This is a genomic window from Ruminococcus sp. OA3 (assembly GCF_022440845.1).
Taxonomy (GTDB): Bacteria; Bacillota; Clostridia; order Lachnospirales; family Lachnospiraceae; genus Ruminococcus_G.
On record NZ_JAKNTO010000001.1, the window covers coordinates 2,265,451 to 2,283,166 of the forward strand.

The following is a 17,716-nucleotide window of genomic DNA, read 5'->3' on the forward strand; positions in this document are numbered from 1 at the left end:
AATTTTCATGTGAGGTTTAATTTGCGTAGCTATGTATGTTATACTGCATAATTAAACCCCAATCTGCAAAATTATCCGTTCCATTTCTTGACATGCCACTTATTTTCCACTATAGTGTAAAATGGATAAAATGAAATTAATATATCCGGGATTTTAAGTTGATTGCCTTTGAAACAAGGGTTATTTACACGGAAAGAAGGGGATAAGGTTGAAAGAAAACTTTCACCCATCCCTGATTTGAGCCGCAGCAAGTGCGGCAGGGGAGGTAAAATGGGAAAATATTTCGGAACAGACGGCTTCCGCGGTGAGGCCAATGTGAATTTGACAGTGGAGCACGCATACAAGATCGGCCGGTTTCTGGGCTGGTATTACGGCAGAAATAAAAAAGATGAGCGCTGCAAGGCGGTGATCGGCAAGGACACAAGAAGATCCTCCTATATGTTTGAATATGCTCTGGCAGCGGGACTGACAGCTTCCGGTGCGGATGCGTATCTGCTGCATGTGACGACGACTCCAAGTGTCTCTTATGTGGCACGGACGGAAGATTTTGACTGTGGTATTATGATTTCGGCGAGCCACAATCCGTACTATGACAATGGAATAAAGCTGATCAACAGCAACGGCGAGAAGATGGATGAGGGGACCATTCTGAAAGTCGAGGCTTACATAGACGGCATTGCGGGAGAGATTCCGCTGGCTACGAAGGAGATTATCGGACGCACCGTGGATTATTCCGCAGGCAGAAACCGTTATGTGGGATATCTGATCTCTCTGGCTACACGTTCTTATAAGAACATGCGCGTTGGACTTGACTGTGCGAACGGCAGTGCGTGGATGATTGCCAAGAGCGTATTTGATGCGCTTGGAGCCAAAACTTACGTGATCAATAATGAACCTGACGGCACCAACATTAATATGGGGTGCGGATCGACTCATATGGAAGGACTGCAGCAGCTCGTGAAAGAGAAGAAGCTGGATGTCGGCTTTGCATTTGACGGGGATGCTGACCGCTGTCTCTGCGTGGATGAAAACGGAGATGTTGTCAATGGAGATCTGATCATCTATATCTATGGATGCTATATGAAGGACCGCGGAAAACTGGTGGGCAACAAAGTCGTGACAACGGTAATGTCGAACTTTGGTCTTTATAAGGCGCTTGACGAGGCCGGGATTGAGTATGAAAAGACTGCTGTCGGTGATAAATATGTCTATGAGAATATGGCGGAAAACGGATATCGCATCGGCGGAGAGCAGTCCGGTCATATTATTTTCCGGAAATATGCGACCACGGGTGACGGTATTCTGACGGCGCTCAAGATGATGGAAGTCATACTGGAAAAGAAAAAACCGCTCAGTGTTCTGGCTTCCCCGGTTACGATTTATCCTCAGGTACTGAAGAATATCAGGGTGACAGACAAGTCGCAGGCACAGGCGGATACTGCAGTGCAGGCTGCGGTGAAGAGTGCAGCTGATGAGCTCGGCAATGACGGCCGTATCCTCGTGCGTGAGAGCGGAACGGAGCCGGTTGTCCGAGTGATGGTGGAAGCGCCGGAATATGAGCAGTGTGAGAGGCTTGTAGACCAGGTGCTGGATGTCATTATCAAGAATGGCTACAGGGAGGATTAATCTATGTGCGGCATTGTAGGGTATACAGGACACCAGGCAGCAGCCCCCATCCTGTTGGATGGTCTGTCGAAACTGGAGTACCGCGGCTATGATTCATCAGGAATTGCAGTGGACGGTACGAAACAGGATCAGCATGTTATCGACGTGATCAAGGCAAAGGGTCCGCTGATGGCATTGTGTGAAATGACAGACAACGGCAAGGCGGTAAACGGGAATTGTGGGATTGGACACACCAGGTGGGCGACACATGGGGAACCTTCTGTCGTGAACGCCCATCCGCATTTTACGAAGGATAAGCGGATTGTTATCGTGCATAACGGTATCATTGAAAACTATCAGGAACTGCGGGAAAATCTGGAGAAGAAGGGATATGAGTTTGTCTCTCAGACAGATACAGAGGTTCTTGCACATTTGCTGGACTACTATTATGATGGGAACCCGCTGGAGGCGATTGCCAAGGTTATGGTACGTATCCGTGGTTCCTATGCATTGGGGGTATTGTTTCAGGATTTCCCGGGAACGATCTATGCCGTCAGAAAAGACAGTCCGATGATCATCGGAAGCAGCGCAGAAGGAAACTTCATCGCATCTGATGTGCCGGCGATTCTGAAATATACGAAAGATGTATGTTTTATCCAGAACATGGAGATTGCGAAGCTGACAGCGGATGGCGTTAAATTCTACGATATTGACCAGGAGGAGATCAATAAAGATTTCAGCAGGATTGAATGGGATGCCAAAGCAGCAGAAAAAGGTGGATTTGCGCATTTTATGCTCAAAGAGATCTATGAACAGCCGAAAGCTGTTGCAGACACCATCAGTCCGAGAATTAAGAATAACCGGATCGTCATTGAAGAACTGGAGATGACGGAGGAAGAGATTAAGGATATCCGCAGAATCCAGATGGTAGCCTGCGGTTCGGCTTACCATGTCTGCATGAGTGCCAAATACGTTCTCGAGCAGATGACGCAGATTGCAGTGGATGTGGATCTGGCAAGTGAATTCCGGTACCGCAAACCGGTGATGGAAGAGAACACACTTGTCATCGTAGTCAGCCAGTCCGGGGAGACGGCAGATTCTCTGGCAGCGCTGAGGGAAGCCCACAAACGTGGGTTTAAGGTGCTGGGGATCGTAAATGTAGTCGGCAGCTCCATTGCAAGGGAGGCAGACAGTGTATTCTACACCTGGGCTGGTCCGGAGATATCGGTGGCAACGACGAAGGCATACAGCACACAGCTGGCAGCAATGTATCTGATCGGTATTCACTTTGGGATGGTCCGGGGCGTGGTGCCGGAGGACGATTATGCGGCTTATCTGAAAGAGCTTCAGAAACTTCCGGATAAAATCAAGAGGATACTGGATGAGAAAGAGCGGATTCAGTGGTTTGCGAATAAGTTTTCCCACAGCCATGATATTTTCTTCATTGGCCGGGGACTGGATTATGCAATTTCAATGGAAGGATCACTGAAGCTGAAAGAGATTTCCTATATCCATTCTGAGGCTTATGCTGCAGGCGAACTGAAACACGGTACGATCTCTTTGATCGAGAACGGAACGCTTGTCGTTGGCGTTGCGACGCAGTCTGAATTATTTGAAAAAGTAGTCAGCAACATGGTTGAGGTGAAGAGCCGCGGTGCCTATGTGATGGGTCTGACTTCTTATGGAAACTATTCCATTGAAGATACGGCGGATTTTACCATCTATGTGCCGAAAACAGCGGAATGTTTTGCAAACAGCCTGGCGGTGATCCCGCTGCAGCTGCTGGCATATTATGTGTCACTCGCGAAAGGGCTGGATGTGGATAAACCACGGAACCTTGCAAAATCGGTTACAGTGGAATAGCGTAAAGGAGAGCAGACTTGATGATGTGTGTGTGATCGGGTCTGTTCTTTTCTGTTACACAGGAGATTGCTTCGGGGCGAAGTCTTTTTTGCATGGAGTTGTGTGATAAGGGAAAAGCTTGATATCATAGTATTGAGTTTACGATAGGAGCTGTCCATGGACTTATATGAAATATTGATACACCAGAACCCACCCTGGTCATCCAGGGAGACCGTTTGTTTTGCAGTTTTATTATGCCTGCTTTTTATAACCGTGGCTGTGCTGATACGAAAGAGAAAATTGAAGGGTGTGCAGGGGACCGCGATTTTACTGATTTATATCTTTCTGTTTGTTGTGTTCGCATCGACGGTATTTACGAGGGTTCCGACTTCGGAGGCAAACTATAATCTGCAGTTATTCTGGTCGTACCGATATGTGCTGGAAAACAACAGTGTGGGAATGCTGGAAGAGATTCTGCTCAACTGCGTATTGCTGATGCCGCTCGGGGTGCTGCTGCCTTTTGCGCTGGGCAAGCCGGTGAGCGTGTGGTTCGCCTGCCTGACAGGACTGGTGGTATCATCCTGTATCGAAGTCTGCCAGCTTGTGTTTCACCGGGGACTGTTTGAGTGGGACGATATCATACACAATACGCTTGGATGTGTGGTCGGCTATGTGATAGCCAGAAGAGCATGCCGCTATATAGCGGGCAGGAAGAATTAGGAGGAAGGTGAGGCATGGAGCAGTCAAAATACTATACATCCGGTGAATTTGCCCGGATGGCACGGGTATCTGTGCGTACGATCCGTTTTTATGACAAACAGAATGTGCTTAAACCGTCCTATGTCAATGATTATGGCAAGCGTTTCTATACAGATTCGGATCTTGCAAGACTTCAGCAGATTCTTCTGCTCAAATATCTTGGATTTTCACTGGACGATATCCGGAATATGACGATCAATGATTCGGATTCTCATATTCTTATCAATTCGCTTAACCTGCAGCTGAAACTGATCCGCGACCGGATCGAGCAACTGCAGATGGTGGAGAAGGCGATACAGGATACGACTTCTGTGATCGAGACGGATCATTATATCGACTGGAGTCAGATGCTGGAGCTGATCCATCTGACAAACATGGAAAAAAGCCTCAAAAGCCAGTATCAGAACGCCACAAACATATCTGCGCGGATTAACCTGCATACGCTGTATACCCGGAACAAACAGGGATGGTTCCCGTGGATCTTTGCGCAGTGTAATCTGCGGCCGGGGATGCGTGTGCTCGAGCTTGGATGCGGCAATGGAGCCTTATGGACGGAGAATCTGAAGTCCATACCCGCTGGTATCGAGGTGATCCTGTCTGATATTTCGGAGGGGATGATCCGTGATGCGAGGCGGGCGATTGGTCCCGGGGACAGACGTTTTACATTTGAGGTATTTGACTGTCAGCAGATTCCTTATCCGGATGCCAGTTTTGATCTGGTCATCGCCAATCATCTGCTGTTCTATTGTGAGGATGTTCCAAAAGCGTGTTCCGGCATTGCACGTGTACTGAAGTCCGGCGGCAGACTGGTCTGCAGTACTTACAGTGCGAATCATATGAAAGAAATCAATGAGCTGGTGCGAAGATTTGATGACAGGATTACGTTGTCAGCGGACCGGCTGTATGAACAGTTTGGGCTGGAAAACGGTGGGAAACTGCTTCAATCGTATTTTGACGATGTCCAGACATTAATATATGAAGATTCTTTATTGGTGGATACGCCGGAACCGCTGATCGAGTATATCCTGTCCTGCCATGGAAACCAGAATCAGTACATTCTGGACCGCTATAAGGAATTCCGTCTCTTTGTGGAGAAAAAGACAAGGAAGGGATTTCGTATTACGAAAGAGGCGGGGATTTTTAGTTGTAAGTTTATATCAAAAAACACTTGAAGGTGACCTAAGGTCACCTTTTATAATGTCGTTAGACACTTATTGTTTCGATTAAAACAAAAGACAGGAGGCATTACATTTGAAGGGAATTATTTTAGCAGGCGGTTCTGGAACAAGGCTTTACCCGCTGACGATGGTAACTTCGAAACAGCTGCTGCCCATTTACGACAAACCGATGATCTATTATCCCATGTCGGTGTTGATGAATGCCGGAATCCGTGACATACTGATTATTTCGACTCCGCAGGATACTCCGCAGTTTGAGAGGCTTTTAGGAGACGGGCACCAGTTTGGGGTCAGTCTTTCCTATGCCGTACAGCCGAGTCCGGACGGGCTTGCGCAGGCCTTTATCATTGGAAGTGACTTTATTGGAAATGATACGGCGGCGATGGTCCTGGGCGATAATATATTCGCGGGACACGGCCTGAAAGAGCGGCTGACAGCTGCGGTGGAAAATGCAAAGCAGGGGAAAGGTGCGACCGTTTTCGGCTACTACGTGGACGATCCGGAGCGTTTCGGGATCGTGGAATTTAACAGTGCGGGAAGAGCGGTGTCCATCGAAGAAAAACCGGAACATCCGAAAAGTAATTACTGTGTGACCGGTCTGTATTTTTACGACAACGATGTTGTGAAATATGCAAAAGACCTGAAGCCGAGTGCCCGCGGAGAGCTGGAAATCACAGATCTGAACCGTATTTATCTGGAAAATGGGAACCTGAATGTGGAACTGCTCGGGCAGGGTTTTACCTGGCTGGATACAGGGACGCATGAGAGTCTCGTGGAGGCGACGAATTTCGTAAAGACGGTGGAACAGCATCAACACCGCAAGGTCGCCTGCCTTGAAGAGATCGCATACCTGAACGGCTGGATTACGAAAGAGGAAGTCTGGAAAGTCTATGAGGTTCTGAAAAAGAATCAGTATGGACAGTATCTGAAAGACGTTCTGGATGGAAAATATCTGGATGTGCTGCATTAACTGCTGCTTCAAACCTCATAATATAAGAAAAGGAAGAAAATTATGATGACGATTATCGTGACCGGCGGTGCCGGTTTTATCGGAAGTAACTTTATTTTTCATATGCTCGAAAAGTATCCTGATTACCGGATCGTATGTCTGGACTGCCTGACTTACGCCGGGAATCTCTCGACTCTCGCCCCGGTGATGGAAAATCCGAATTTCCGCTTTGTAAAAAAGAGCATTACGGACAGAGAGGCGGTGTATCGGTTATTTGAAGAAGAACATCCGGATATGGTGGTGAATTTTGCGGCAGAGAGTCATGTCGACCGTTCTATCGAGAATCCGGAAGTATTTTTAGATACCAACATCAAGGGAACGGCGGTGCTCATGGATGCCTGCCGGAAATACGGAATTCAGAGATACCATCAGGTTTCCACAGATGAAGTGTACGGCGACCTGCCCCTGGACCGGCCGGATCTGTTCTTTACGGAGGAGACGCCGATTCATACGAGCAGTCCTTACAGTTCTTCCAAAGCGGGCGCGGATTTGCTGGTGCTTGCATATCACCGCACGTATGGACTGCCGGTGACCATCAGCCGCTGCTCCAACAATTACGGTCCGTATCATTTCCCGGAAAAGCTGATCCCGCTGATGATCGCCAATGCGCTGAACGACCGTCCGCTGCCAGTCTACGGAAAAGGCGAAAATGTACGCGACTGGCTGTACGTCCTGGACCACTGCAAAGCCATTGATCTGATTATTCATAAAGGACGTGCCGGCGAGGTCTATAATATCGGCGGACACAATGAGATGAAAAACATTGATATTGTGAAGATGATCTGTAAAGAACTTGGAAAACCGGAAAGCCTGATCACGTATGTGACGGACCGAAAGGGCCATGATATGCGCTATGCGATCGATCCGGCAAAGATTCATACGGAACTCGGCTGGCTGCCGGAGACTATGTTTGCTGAGGGCATTAAGAAGACAATCCGGTGGTATCTGGAACACAGGGAATGGTGGGAGACGATCATATCCGGGGAATACCAGAATTACTATGAGACGATGTACGGGAACCGATAGGTCTGACAGTTTTAGTATCTGACGGAAAGGAGTTAGAATGAAAGTATTAGTAACCGGTGTTAAGGGACAGCTTGGACATGATGTGGTAGACGAACTCACAAAACGGCAGCACGAGGCTGTCGGTGTGGATATCGAGGAGATGGATATCACCGATCTGGCTTCCGTGGAGAAGACAATAAAAGATGTGAATCCGGATGCGGTCGTACACTGTGCTGCATGGACGGCAGTCGATGCGGCGGAGGACTGCGTCGATAAAGTACGGATGGTGAATGCAGCCGGCACGGAACATGTGGCAAAACTGTGCAGGGAACTGGACATTAAAATGATGTATATCAGCACGGATTATGTGTTCAGTGGAACCGGAACGAATTTCTGGGAACCGGACGACCTGGATCGTCAGCCGCTCAACGTGTACGGACAGACGAAATATGAGGGGGAGATCGCGATTGAAAACCTGCTGGACAAGTATTTTATCGTCCGTATCGCCTGGGTATTTGGTGTAAACGGTAAGAATTTTATCAAGACGATGCTGAATCTGGGAAAAAATCATGATAAGCTGACGGTTGTCTGCGATCAGATCGGAAGTCCCACTTATACGTATGACCTGGCACGTTTACTGGCGGACATGATCGAGACGGATAAATACGGGCGCTATCATGCGACAAACGAGGGCATCTGCTCCTGGTATGAATTTGCCTGTGAGATCTTCCGCCAGGCAGCTGCGATGGGACGCAGTGAGTATGACCCAGAACATCTGACGGTTGAGCCGGTCACTGCCGATCATTACCCTTCTAAGGCGAAACGACCTTCCAACAGCCGGATGAGCAAAGAGAAACTGACGGAGAACGGTTTTGAGAGGCTGCCGTCATGGCAGGATGCGGTGGCGCGTTATCTGAAAGAGATTGAGTTTTAGCTTCAAGATTAAATGGAAGTTTTCATTGATATGCATTCTGATTTTTCGTATAATTCTTTTGTAAAGGAACAGGTTTTTGCATACTTATATTTTACACCAACTGCTGGATTCTTTCGAGGTCTGGCAGTCGTTTTTTTCACGGAAAAGGAGCTGCGCACTAATTGCTTAGTGCGACAGCCCCAGGTAGGAATATTAATATAGGAAGAGATAAAACCGGAGAACAGGTTATGTGTTCAGCCGTTTGTCCATGTGGAATTTTCTATTATTTCTTATTATATACAATTATAGGATTGAACAGCAGGGGGAAATTGTGCTATTATGAGATGTATATGATTTTTCGAGAAAGAGGAGGAGATTCCATGAGAAAACTTTACCTTGTTGGCGTTGCAGTCGTCGCGATACTGCTGGCTGCGGGAGCCGTATGGGTAGTTGTTACACAGGATCGCGAGGGACCGGTAATTACGATAGATGAGACGCAGCAGATTTCCTGGCATACCGATATGGAGAAGACAGACCTGCTTCAGGGAGTGACTGCGGTGGATGATAAAGACGGCGATGTGACAGATACTTTGATCGTAGAATCCATTAAGCCGCAGCCGACGGGAGATGAGGCTGTCGTGACTTATGTGGCAAAGGACAGCAGCCACAATGTAACGAAAGCGACCAGAAAAGTCGGATATTCTGACACCGGTGGAGATACATCCGGTGAAGCAGAACAGCAGACCGAAGGACAGCCGGATGCTGAAGCAAATACGCAGGAGGATACGGAAGCGGGAGACATTGCAGAAGAACAGACAGCAGAGACAGATGCCGCGGCCCAGACTCCGGAGGAACTGGAACAGCAGGCCCAGGCACAGCGGGATGCGGCGATCGCGGCATTGTCCCCAGGTGCACCGCGTTTTTATCTGAAACAGCACTATGTGACGATCAATGTCGGTGAAGAGTTCAATAAACTCTCCTGGGTGGAAGACATTACGGATGATAAGGATGACAGATCCCGTCTGTTCCGTGACATCCGCGTGGAAGGTGATGTGAACAGAAATGAACCCGGAACGTACGAGCTGGCATATTATGCCGCAGACAGCGATGGCAACCGCTCAAACCGCGAGATTCTGACGGTTACCGTTAATTAACACTTTTCAAATGGACGAATATCGTGTAGAATATGGCATGAACAGGTTTTGTCGAAATGGAGAGAAAAAAATTGATTGATATACATTGCCATATACTGCCCGGTGTGGATGACGGGGCAAAGGATACACAGGAGACAGAAAAAATGCTGCGGATCGCCTATAATGAGGGGATTCGCTGTATCATTGCGACGCCTCATTATCACGGTGGAATGAAACCGGAGGTCTGGAAAAAAAGAAGAGCTGCACTGGCATCCACGATTGCGATGGCAAAGGACATTGCACCTGATCTGTATATTGTTTCCGGGGCGGAGATTTATTACAGCCAGGAAGCGGTGGATGACCTGATGATGGGGGATGTATGGACCCTGAACGCCAGTAAATACGTGCTGATCGAGTTTGCCACTTATGTGGAATTTACGTATATCCGGCGGGCGGTGCAGACGCTGCAGTATAATGGATATCTTCCGATTCTGGCTCATATAGAACGATATGACGCTCTTCTGATCGAAGAAAATGTGGAAGAGCTGGTCAGAATGGGGGCTTACATTCAGGTAAATGCCGGCAGTGTGATCGGGAGAGAAGGACGGGATATCAAGAAATACCTGTTGCAGCTGCTGAAAAAACGGTACATTCATTTTATCGGAACGGATGCGCACGGAAGTGCACACCGCAGGCCATTGATGAAAAAGTGTGCGGCATATATTGAGAAAAAGACAGATAAAACATATAGAAGGCAGATATGCCGGGAGAACGCAAGGAAAATTATCAGGAGGGAATACATAGATGAATAGAATAACCATCGGGGAGGAGTCCAGCCGGACAAACCGTGAGAAGGAGGTCTACCGGACACTGAGAACAAATATCGAGTTCACAGGCGTGGAAAACCGGGCCATCGCGATCACGAGCTGTACCCCGAATGACGGAAAAACGACAGTTTCTTATAATCTGGCCTGTGCATTTGCGGATGGCGGAAAGAAAACATTGCTGGTAGATGCGGATCTGAGAAAGTCCGTATTGTTTCACCGGCTTCAGGTTCAGGATTCTGTGAAAGGGCTGAGCCATTACCTGTCGGGACAGGAGAATATCGGGGACGTGATCTGTTCCACAAACAGAAAGAACCTTTTCCTGCTTCCATCCGGACTGTTTCCGACGAATCCGACAGAGCTTCTGGGAAACGAGCGCTTTGCCCAGATGCTTCCTATTCTGAAGAAGACTTTTGATTACGTACTGATCGATACACCGCCGCTTTCCAACGTGATCGATGCGGCAGTCGTGGCTAAGGAGTGTGATGCTTCGCTTCTGGTTCTGGCGGCAGACAATTCATCGCGCGTTGTAGCAAAAACTGTAACAGAGCAGCTCCGTTCGGCAAACAATAATCTGCTGGGAGTTGTTCTGAATAAAGTTGATGTCCGCCGTGGCAGCTATTATGGAAGACGTTATGGCGGATACGACAGCTATTACAGTTATGATGCGTAAGCAATTTCAGAATCATATAGGGAAGTGAAAGAGGAGTGAACAATGGAAAGATTTGAGAATGATGAAATTGAAATAGACCTGGGCAGCCTGATCCGGGCTCTGCTTCAGAAGTGGTGGATGTTCGTGGCAGGTGGGGTTATCGCAGGGCTGATCGCGATTATTGTCACGCTGGTGCTGCTGACACCGCAGTATGAGTCGAAGTCCATGCTGTACATTTTGTCCAAGACGACCAGCGTTACATCATTTGCCGATCTGCAGCTCAGTTCAGGGCTGACCGCCGATTTTGAGGTAATTGCGACGAGTATGCCGGTTATCGACGGAGCGATCGAAAAGATTCAGGAGGAAGACGGGATCACGCTGACGAGAAAAGAGATTCAGGAGATGATTTCAGTTTCGAACACGTCCGACACGCGTATCCTTGTGATTACAGCTCAGGACGCAGATCCCACGCGTGCCTGTATTGTTGCGAACGCCGTGGCTTCAGAGACGGCAGACCAGATGGCATATATCATGAAATCTGACCCTCCGACAACGGTAGAGGAGGCGGAAGTGTCTGTGGAACCAATCAGCCCGAGTGTTACGAAGAACACGGTGATCGGTATCCTGGCAGGTATCCTGCTGGTAGGTCTTTACCTGGTGATCCAGTTTATCCGTAATGACAACATCAAGACACAGGAAGACGTTGAAAAATATCTGGGCCTGAGCACTCTTGCTGTCATTCCTTTGGAGAAAGGCAAACCAGACAAGAGGAAAGAACTTAAAGAGATGAAGAAAGAACATGAAAAATAGATATAAGATTTTATTTGGTGTATTCCTGATTGTTTTTCTTGCTGCGGCAGGGTTTTGTGTTTACTATTATACGACACAGAAACAGAAGGAACAGGTATATGAGGAACTGGCAGAGGAAGTAAAAGCGACACCGGAGCCTGATCCGACTGCTGAACCGACGAAAACGCCGGAAGCGACGGAGGAGGTAACTCCGGAACCGACACCGGAAGTAATAATTCCGGTTGATTTTGAAAAACTTCAACAGCGCAATGCGGACATTTACGCGTGGATACAGATACCGGATACCATTGTTGACTATCCGGTACTGCAGAGCGCATCAGATAATATGTATTATCTGGATCATACGGTGGACGGTGCGGAAGGGCTGCCCGGCTCTATCTACACAGAAAATATCAACAGGATAGATTTTACCGATAAAAACACGGTGATCTACGGGCATAACATGAATGACGGTTCGATGTTTGGAGGACTTCACCAGTACGTGGATCCGGCATACATGGAGGCACATCCGGATATTTACATTTATACGCCGGAACACATTTATACATACCGTGTGTTTGCGGCAGTCACGTACGATAACCGGCATATTCTGGGTCAGTATGACTGTAATGATGAATCACAGTTTCAGGCATTTCTGGATTCTGTGATGTCGGTGCGAAATATTGCCAGTCATTTCAGCTCAGAAACAACGGCGACGGTGGATGACCGGATCATCACGTTGTCAACATGTAACGGAAACAGCGAACAGCGTTTTCTGGTAGAGGCGGTATTGATCGATGAAAAATGAGAAAAAACATAAGCACCAAAGCCCTGCTATGAGTATCAGCAGCATGATCCTTGTGGGCTGTGTGGTGGTAATTATCGGGGGGCTCGGTATCCTGGCGGGAAAACTCCTGCTGGAACACCGGCAGGAAGTGGCGGAAGCCAAAGTTCAGGAAGAACAGGTCACACAGAGCAGTAATGCGCAGACGGTGACATATCATGGACAGACATATGAATACAACAGGGAGCTTACGAATATCCTTTTTATGGGTGTGGATAAGAAAGAAGAAGTTACTCTGCAGGACACTCCCGGAACGGCGGGACAGGCTGACTGCATCATGATCCTTTCACTGGATGAAAAGACACAGACGGGAAAAGTACTGCAGATTTCCAGAGATACCATGACGGATGTGGATATCTACGATGTGAATGGAAATTTCTATACGAGTGTTGAGGCACAGATCGCGACACAGTACGCCTATGGAAACGGTGAGAAGAGCAGCTGCTGGGCGATGGAGAAGACCGTATCGGAGCTGTTATATGAATTGCCCATTGATGCTTACATTTCTCTGAATATTGATTCAATCAGTACTTTGAATGATGCTGTTGGAGGAGTGACACTTACGATTCCCGAGGATTATACAGAGGTTGATCCGGCGTTTGTACAGGGGACCGTGGTCACGATGACCGGCGAGCAGGCGGAACGGTATGTCCGCTATCGTGATACGAATGTGACCGGGAGCAATAACGGCAGGATGCAGCGCCAGGTTCAGTATATCACGGCGCTTGTACAGGCACTGAAGAGTACTGCCGGCGCAGAGGGCAGTTATTATGAGCGTTTTTCGTCATTTCTGAAGCCATATATGGTGACTGACATGAATGCACAGCAGATTGACAGTTTTGCAAACTATGATTTTAAGTCGGAAGAGACACAATATCTGCCGGGAGAGGTCCGGAAGGGCGCTGAACATGACGAATTTTATGTGGATGAGGAAAATTTATACGATTTATTGCTAAAAACATTTTACAAACGGAAGAATTGATGGTAGAATAAGAGAAAATGAAATAACAACTATTCTTGAAAAAGAATAAGAAACAGGAGGACTTTTTTATGATGAAAAAAGTAATTGCAGTAGTATGTGCAGCGCTGATGACATTGGGAACAGCTGCTACCGTACTCGCAGCACCAAGCCCGTCGGTGACAGGCGTTGTAACCAAGGTAAACAGTGCAACTGATGCTGACGGAAACGCAGTTAATGTAACGATCAAAGACATTCCGGCAGAGTACAAAGCAGCGGCAGATGAGATCAAGAATATTGATAAAGTCAAAGAGCTGCTGGGAGATGCTTTTGTAGAAGGCATGCAGGTTGTGGATGTAAAAGACGTTGTTGCTCCGGAAGGTGCAAAATTCCCGTTGAAAATTACTTTTAACGTATCTGGCGTAAAAGCAGACAGTAAAGTAGCAGTTCTTCACTATGATACAGAGAAGAAAGCATGGGAAGTTGTTACAGCTAAAGCTGGTGCAGGCACAATTGAAGCAACTTTCGATTCTCTGTCACCGGTAGCATTCGTAGTTGACGGTGATGCAGCAAAAACTGTTACAACAAGTACATCACCAAAAACCGGTGAGACAGCAACAGCAGCATACGCTGGACTGATCGCTGTAGTTGCAGCTCTTGGTATGGGTGTTACTTACTATAAAAAAAGAAAAGCAGCTTAATTAACAAATGATTACATACGGAAAGGTTCGGATTCGAAAGAGTCCGGACCTTTTCTTATCTTGCGCAGGAGGCTGTTTCATAAAAGCGTACAGTTTAATTACAGGGTATCTGGAAACGTACGAGCTGAAAGTACCTTATGTCGACGATAACTAAGAGGGGGTGCCCGGATGTGTATTACTGCTGAACCGAGTATCTTTTTTGTATAAAGTGTGCTACGATAGGAATACTCTTGATAATACAGTAAGTAAATGATAAGGAGTGTGTTACTGAATTTGGAAGATTCCCGGGTAAAACAATGGATAGTAGTCATTACGTATGCAGTGATTCTGGTTCTGGTCGTCATTAATTTTCGTGATATCTTAAAAGGTATCTGGACGTTTATGGGCTACTTAAAGCCGCTTTATATCGGTATCGCGATCGCGTTTGTGCTGAACAGGCCATATGAAAAACTGCGTGTACTCTATGGGAAGAAGATGGGAAACCGTCCGGGTGCGGCAAAAGTACTTGCAATTCTGACTGTTTATCTGGCAGTTATCGGTGGTATTGTACTGCTGGTGCGTTTTATGGTTCCCCAGATCGCGGAGAATATATCAACATTCGTGAGCAGCGCGGATCAGTATGTCGCAATGATTCAGAAGGAACTCAATCAGTTTATGGACAGGATGGGAATCAATCAGATTGATATGTCTGAAGTGATCGCCTCCATCAACAGCTATCTGGGAAAACTGGATCAGGTACTTGAGGGAACGCTTCCACAGATTTGGAAGATTACTTCGAACGCCATATCCGGGCTTGCCCAGATTATCATCTCTCTGGTGCTGTCCATTTATCTGATGAGCGGAAAAGAAAAGCTGCTCAGTCAGTGTAAGAGAGTGCTGCGTACGTATTGTCCGGATAAAGCCTGCCATAAAGTAAAAAATGTCTGCTGTACGATCAATGTTGTATTCGACAATTACGTCGTAGGCCAGCTGACAGAGGCACTGATTCTGGGCAGTCTTTGCTTTATCGGGATGATTATTCTGGGCATCGGTTATGCGGGACTGATCAGCATCATCATCGCTGTAACTGCACTGGTTCCCATCTGGGGAGCGTATATCGGAGGCGGAGTGGCGGTCCTGCTTTTGCTGTTCGTGGAGCCGAAGCAGGCATTAGTTTTCCTGGTTTTCCTGGTGATCCTTCAGCAGGTCGAGAACAGTGCGATCTACCCAAGAGTTGTGGGAAATAAGATCGGCCTGTCGGGTCTTTGGGTATTGCTTGGAATCACGGTCGGCGGCGGAATGTTTGGAATTGTGGGTATGCTGATCGGCGTTCCGGTCACGACCGTTCTGTATATTTTTTTGAAAAATGATGTGCTGAGGCGGGAGCACAGGCTGGAAAGGGAGTAGATTATGGTTGAGAAGCTGGTTGATAAACGTGTTGAGAGCTTAAGAAGACTTTTAAAACCGCTTGACCAGGTGGGCGGATATGGTATCCGCCCCGGAATGTACCTGGTTCAGGGAGCGCTGGCTCTACCGGGTGGAGTTAGCTTTACAATACACTCGCTGGGTGCATATTCCTGTGAACTTGCTCTGTTCCACAGGGGACAGGAAGAGCCGTATACGGTCATACCGTTTCCCGGGGAGTATCGTATCGGAAATACATATTCCATGATTGTTTTCGGTCTGGATATAGAGGAAACCGAATATGCATTTCGATTTGACGGTCCGTACGACCCGAAGAAGGGCCTGCTGTTCGATAAGGAAAAGTATCTGCTGGACCCTTATGCGCGGGCTGTTGTCGGACAGAGCAAATGGGGGGAGAAAACAGAGAACTATCCGACATACAGGGCTCGTGTGGTGGAAGAACGGTTTTCGTGGGGAAAATCCTCCAGTCTGGATATTCCGTTTACGGATCTGATCATCTATGAGCTGCATGTGCGGGGATTTACGAAACATCCGTCTTCCGGCGTGAAATGTCCCGGAACCTTTGAGGGGCTGCGGGAAAAGATTCCGTATCTGAAGCAGCTGGGTGTCAATGCGGTGGAACTGATGCCGATCTTTGAATTTGACGAGATGGAAGAGATGCGGGTCGTGGATGGAGAGACGCTTTATAATTACTGGGGCTATAATCCAGTCTGTTTCTTTGCGCCTAACACCAGCTATACCTCAGCTGTTGAGTATAACCGGGAAGGCCGTGAACTGAAAACACTGATCCGCGAACTGAATGAGAACGGAATTGAGGTTATATTGGATGTTGTGTTCAATCATACCGCGGAAGGAAACCAGTACGGGCCGTGCTTCTCACTGAAAGGAATTGACAACAATGTGTACTATATGCTGACACCGGACGGGGACTACTACAATTTCAGCGGCTGCGGCAATACACTCAACTGCAACCATCCTGTGGTGCGGCAGATGATACTGGATTGTCTGCGGTACTGGGTGATCGAATACCATGTATCAGGATTTCGGTTTGATCTGGCATCCATTCTGGGGCGGAGCGAAGACGGGACACCGCTTCGGCAGCCCCCTCTTCTGGAGAGCCTGAGTGCTGATCCTATTTTGAGCAAAGTGAAGCTGATCGCTGAAGCCTGGGATGCGGCGGGGCTTTATCAGGTCGGAAGCTTTCCGTCATTTGGGCGGTGGGCGGAATGGAACGGGAAATACAGAGATGACATCCGCTCCTTTTTAAAAGGAGACAGTGGAATGGCTGCAAATGCGGCGCAGCGGATGATAGGCTCTCCGGATCTCTATCATGCTCCGGAGCGGGAAGATCAGGCTTCTGTGAATTTTATCACCTGCCATGACGGGTTTACACTGTATGACCTTTATGCATACAATGAAAAGCATAATGAAAAAAATGGATGGAATAATACGGATGGTGACGCGGATAACCGCAGCTGGAACTGTGGAGCAGAAGGTGAGACCAAAGACCCTGAAATCCTCAGACTGAGAAAACGGCTGCGGAAAAATGCGTACGCCGTCCTGATGTGCAGCCGCGGCGCTGTGATGGTGCGGGCGGGAGATGAGTTCGGAAATACACAGTACGGAAACAACAATGCGTACTGTCAGGATAATGAGATTTCCTGGCTGGACTGGGACAATTTGAAAACCGAGCAGGATATGTTCTCATTCTGCTGCTGGATGAATGCGTTTCGGATGCGTCATCCGGTACTGCGCAGAAAGACAAAATGTGCGTTGTGCGGGCTTCCTGATGTCAGCTTCCACTCAGGCATTCCTTGGAACGATCAGTTTGATGAAAATACCAGGCTGCTCGGTATCCTGTATGCGGGAAGAGATGAGTCTGACAGCAGGGATGATCTCGTGTTTGTTGCGGTCAATGCCTACTGGGAATCCCTGGAATTTCAGCTGCCGTATCCTCCGGCAGGAAGATTCCGCTGGAAGCTTAATGTGGATACGGGGAAAGAGAACAGTATCAGAGATACGTATTTCAATCAGACAGATGCAGTCTCGATCAGCGGACGAAGCGTGATGATATTTACTGCCGGCGAGTGAAGACACAGG

Annotated in this window: 16 protein-coding genes; all 16 read left to right on the forward strand. The window is 47.8% G+C overall.

The genetic code is table 11. From position 1 onward, the window contains the following. The first annotated feature begins 270 nt into the window (after nucleotides 1–270). The 16 genes from glmM to glgX all read left to right on the forward strand — a co-directional run bounded on the left by glmM (nucleotide 271) and on the right by glgX (nucleotide 17,707). Entirely contained in the window at nucleotides 271–1,626 is a 1,356-nt protein-coding gene (glmM, locus tag MCG98_RS10275; RefSeq protein ID WP_240301894.1) for a phosphoglucosamine mutase, read from the forward strand. A gap of 3 nt (nucleotides 1,627–1,629) precedes the next feature. Then, entirely contained in the window at nucleotides 1,630–3,468 is a 1,839-nt protein-coding gene (gene glmS, locus MCG98_RS10280; RefSeq protein ID WP_240301895.1) for a glutamine--fructose-6-phosphate transaminase (isomerizing), read from the forward strand. A 156-nt stretch (nucleotides 3,469–3,624) separates the two neighbouring features. Further along, complete coding sequence (locus MCG98_RS10285) at nucleotides 3,625–4,167, forward strand: VanZ family protein (protein ID WP_240301896.1); 543 nt, start codon at nucleotides 3,625–3,627, stop codon at nucleotides 4,165–4,167. A gap of 14 nt (nucleotides 4,168–4,181) precedes the next feature. Further along, nucleotides 4,182–5,378 (forward strand): methyltransferase domain-containing protein, encoded by a 1,197-nt coding sequence (locus tag MCG98_RS10290; protein ID WP_240301897.1) that lies wholly within the window; start codon nucleotides 4,182–4,184, stop codon nucleotides 5,376–5,378. A gap of 79 nt (nucleotides 5,379–5,457) precedes the next feature. Next, nucleotides 5,458–6,354, forward strand: coding sequence for a glucose-1-phosphate thymidylyltransferase RfbA (rfbA, locus tag MCG98_RS10295; RefSeq protein ID WP_240301898.1), 897 nt, complete (start codon nucleotides 5,458–5,460; stop codon nucleotides 6,352–6,354). A gap of 45 nt (nucleotides 6,355–6,399) precedes the next feature. Beyond that, the gene (rfbB, locus tag MCG98_RS10300; RefSeq protein WP_240303414.1) at nucleotides 6,400–7,419 is read left to right on the forward strand and encodes a dTDP-glucose 4,6-dehydratase; all 1,020 of its coding nucleotides are present in this window, start codon (nucleotides 6,400–6,402) and stop codon (nucleotides 7,417–7,419) included. Between the two features lie 37 nt (nucleotides 7,420–7,456). Then, entirely contained in the window at nucleotides 7,457–8,332 is an 876-nt protein-coding gene (rfbD, locus tag MCG98_RS10305) for a dTDP-4-dehydrorhamnose reductase (protein ID WP_240301899.1), read from the forward strand. 359 nt (nucleotides 8,333–8,691) lie between these two features. Further along, the gene (locus MCG98_RS10310) at nucleotides 8,692–9,465 is read left to right on the forward strand and encodes an immunoglobulin-like domain-containing protein (protein ID WP_240301900.1); all 774 of its coding nucleotides are present in this window, start codon (nucleotides 8,692–8,694) and stop codon (nucleotides 9,463–9,465) included. A 71-nt stretch (nucleotides 9,466–9,536) separates the two neighbouring features. Beyond that, nucleotides 9,537–10,256, forward strand: a complete 720-nt coding sequence (locus tag MCG98_RS10315) for a CpsB/CapC family capsule biosynthesis tyrosine phosphatase (RefSeq protein ID WP_240301901.1) — start codon at nucleotides 9,537–9,539, stop codon at nucleotides 10,254–10,256. Continuing rightward, complete coding sequence (locus tag MCG98_RS10320) at nucleotides 10,249–10,941, forward strand: CpsD/CapB family tyrosine-protein kinase (RefSeq protein WP_240301902.1); 693 nt, start codon at nucleotides 10,249–10,251, stop codon at nucleotides 10,939–10,941. The genes MCG98_RS10315 and MCG98_RS10320 overlap by 8 nt, the downstream gene beginning before the upstream one ends. A gap of 42 nt (nucleotides 10,942–10,983) precedes the next feature. Continuing rightward, nucleotides 10,984–11,730, forward strand: a complete 747-nt coding sequence (locus tag MCG98_RS10325) for a Wzz/FepE/Etk N-terminal domain-containing protein (RefSeq protein WP_240301903.1) — start codon at nucleotides 10,984–10,986, stop codon at nucleotides 11,728–11,730. Beyond that, nucleotides 11,720–12,517, forward strand: a complete 798-nt coding sequence (gene srtB / locus MCG98_RS10330) for a class B sortase (protein ID WP_240301904.1) — start codon at nucleotides 11,720–11,722, stop codon at nucleotides 12,515–12,517. Before MCG98_RS10325 ends, srtB begins: the two co-directional genes overlap by 11 nt. Then, nucleotides 12,507–13,535: an LCP family protein gene (locus tag MCG98_RS10335; RefSeq protein ID WP_240301905.1), complete on the forward strand. Its 1,029-nt coding sequence runs from the start codon at nucleotides 12,507–12,509 to the stop codon at nucleotides 13,533–13,535. Before srtB ends, MCG98_RS10335 begins: the two co-directional genes overlap by 11 nt. A gap of 68 nt (nucleotides 13,536–13,603) precedes the next feature. Further along, nucleotides 13,604–14,212 (forward strand): LPXTG cell wall anchor domain-containing protein, encoded by a 609-nt coding sequence (locus MCG98_RS10340; RefSeq protein ID WP_240301906.1) that lies wholly within the window; start codon nucleotides 13,604–13,606, stop codon nucleotides 14,210–14,212. 261 nt (nucleotides 14,213–14,473) lie between these two features. Beyond that, the gene (locus MCG98_RS10345; RefSeq protein WP_240301907.1) at nucleotides 14,474–15,598 is read left to right on the forward strand and encodes an AI-2E family transporter; all 1,125 of its coding nucleotides are present in this window, start codon (nucleotides 14,474–14,476) and stop codon (nucleotides 15,596–15,598) included. Nucleotides 15,599–15,601: 3 nt separating this feature from the next. Further along, nucleotides 15,602–17,707, forward strand: coding sequence for a glycogen debranching protein GlgX (gene glgX / locus MCG98_RS10350; protein ID WP_240301908.1), 2,106 nt, complete (start codon nucleotides 15,602–15,604; stop codon nucleotides 17,705–17,707). The last annotated feature ends 9 nt before the right edge of the window (nucleotides 17,708–17,716 follow it).

Bases quoted from the DNA above. Each gene is read 5' to 3' on its own strand.
- MCG98_RS10320 (WP_240301902.1), top strand. From the start codon at position 10,249: ATGAATAGAATAACCATCGGGGAGGAGTCCAGCCGGACAAACCGTGAG.
- MCG98_RS10290 (WP_240301897.1), top strand. From the start codon at position 4,182: ATGGAGCAGTCAAAATACTATACATCCGGTGAATTTGCCCGGATGGCA.
- srtB (WP_240301904.1), top strand. From the start codon at position 11,720: ATGAAAAATAGATATAAGATTTTATTTGGTGTATTCCTGATTGTTTTT.
- MCG98_RS10285 (WP_240301896.1), top strand. From the start codon at position 3,625: ATGGACTTATATGAAATATTGATACACCAGAACCCACCCTGGTCATCC.
- glmM (WP_240301894.1), top strand. From the start codon at position 271: ATGGGAAAATATTTCGGAACAGACGGCTTCCGCGGTGAGGCCAATGTG.
- MCG98_RS10325 (WP_240301903.1), top strand. From the start codon at position 10,984: ATGGAAAGATTTGAGAATGATGAAATTGAAATAGACCTGGGCAGCCTG.
- glmS (WP_240301895.1), top strand. From the start codon at position 1,630: ATGTGCGGCATTGTAGGGTATACAGGACACCAGGCAGCAGCCCCCATC.
- MCG98_RS10310 (WP_240301900.1), top strand. From the start codon at position 8,692: ATGAGAAAACTTTACCTTGTTGGCGTTGCAGTCGTCGCGATACTGCTG.
- MCG98_RS10340 (WP_240301906.1), top strand. From the start codon at position 13,604: ATGATGAAAAAAGTAATTGCAGTAGTATGTGCAGCGCTGATGACATTG.
- rfbB (WP_240303414.1), top strand. From the start codon at position 6,400: ATGACGATTATCGTGACCGGCGGTGCCGGTTTTATCGGAAGTAACTTT.
- rfbD (WP_240301899.1), top strand. From the start codon at position 7,457: ATGAAAGTATTAGTAACCGGTGTTAAGGGACAGCTTGGACATGATGTG.
- glgX (WP_240301908.1), top strand. From the start codon at position 15,602: ATGGTTGAGAAGCTGGTTGATAAACGTGTTGAGAGCTTAAGAAGACTT.
- MCG98_RS10335 (WP_240301905.1), top strand. From the start codon at position 12,507: ATGAAAAATGAGAAAAAACATAAGCACCAAAGCCCTGCTATGAGTATC.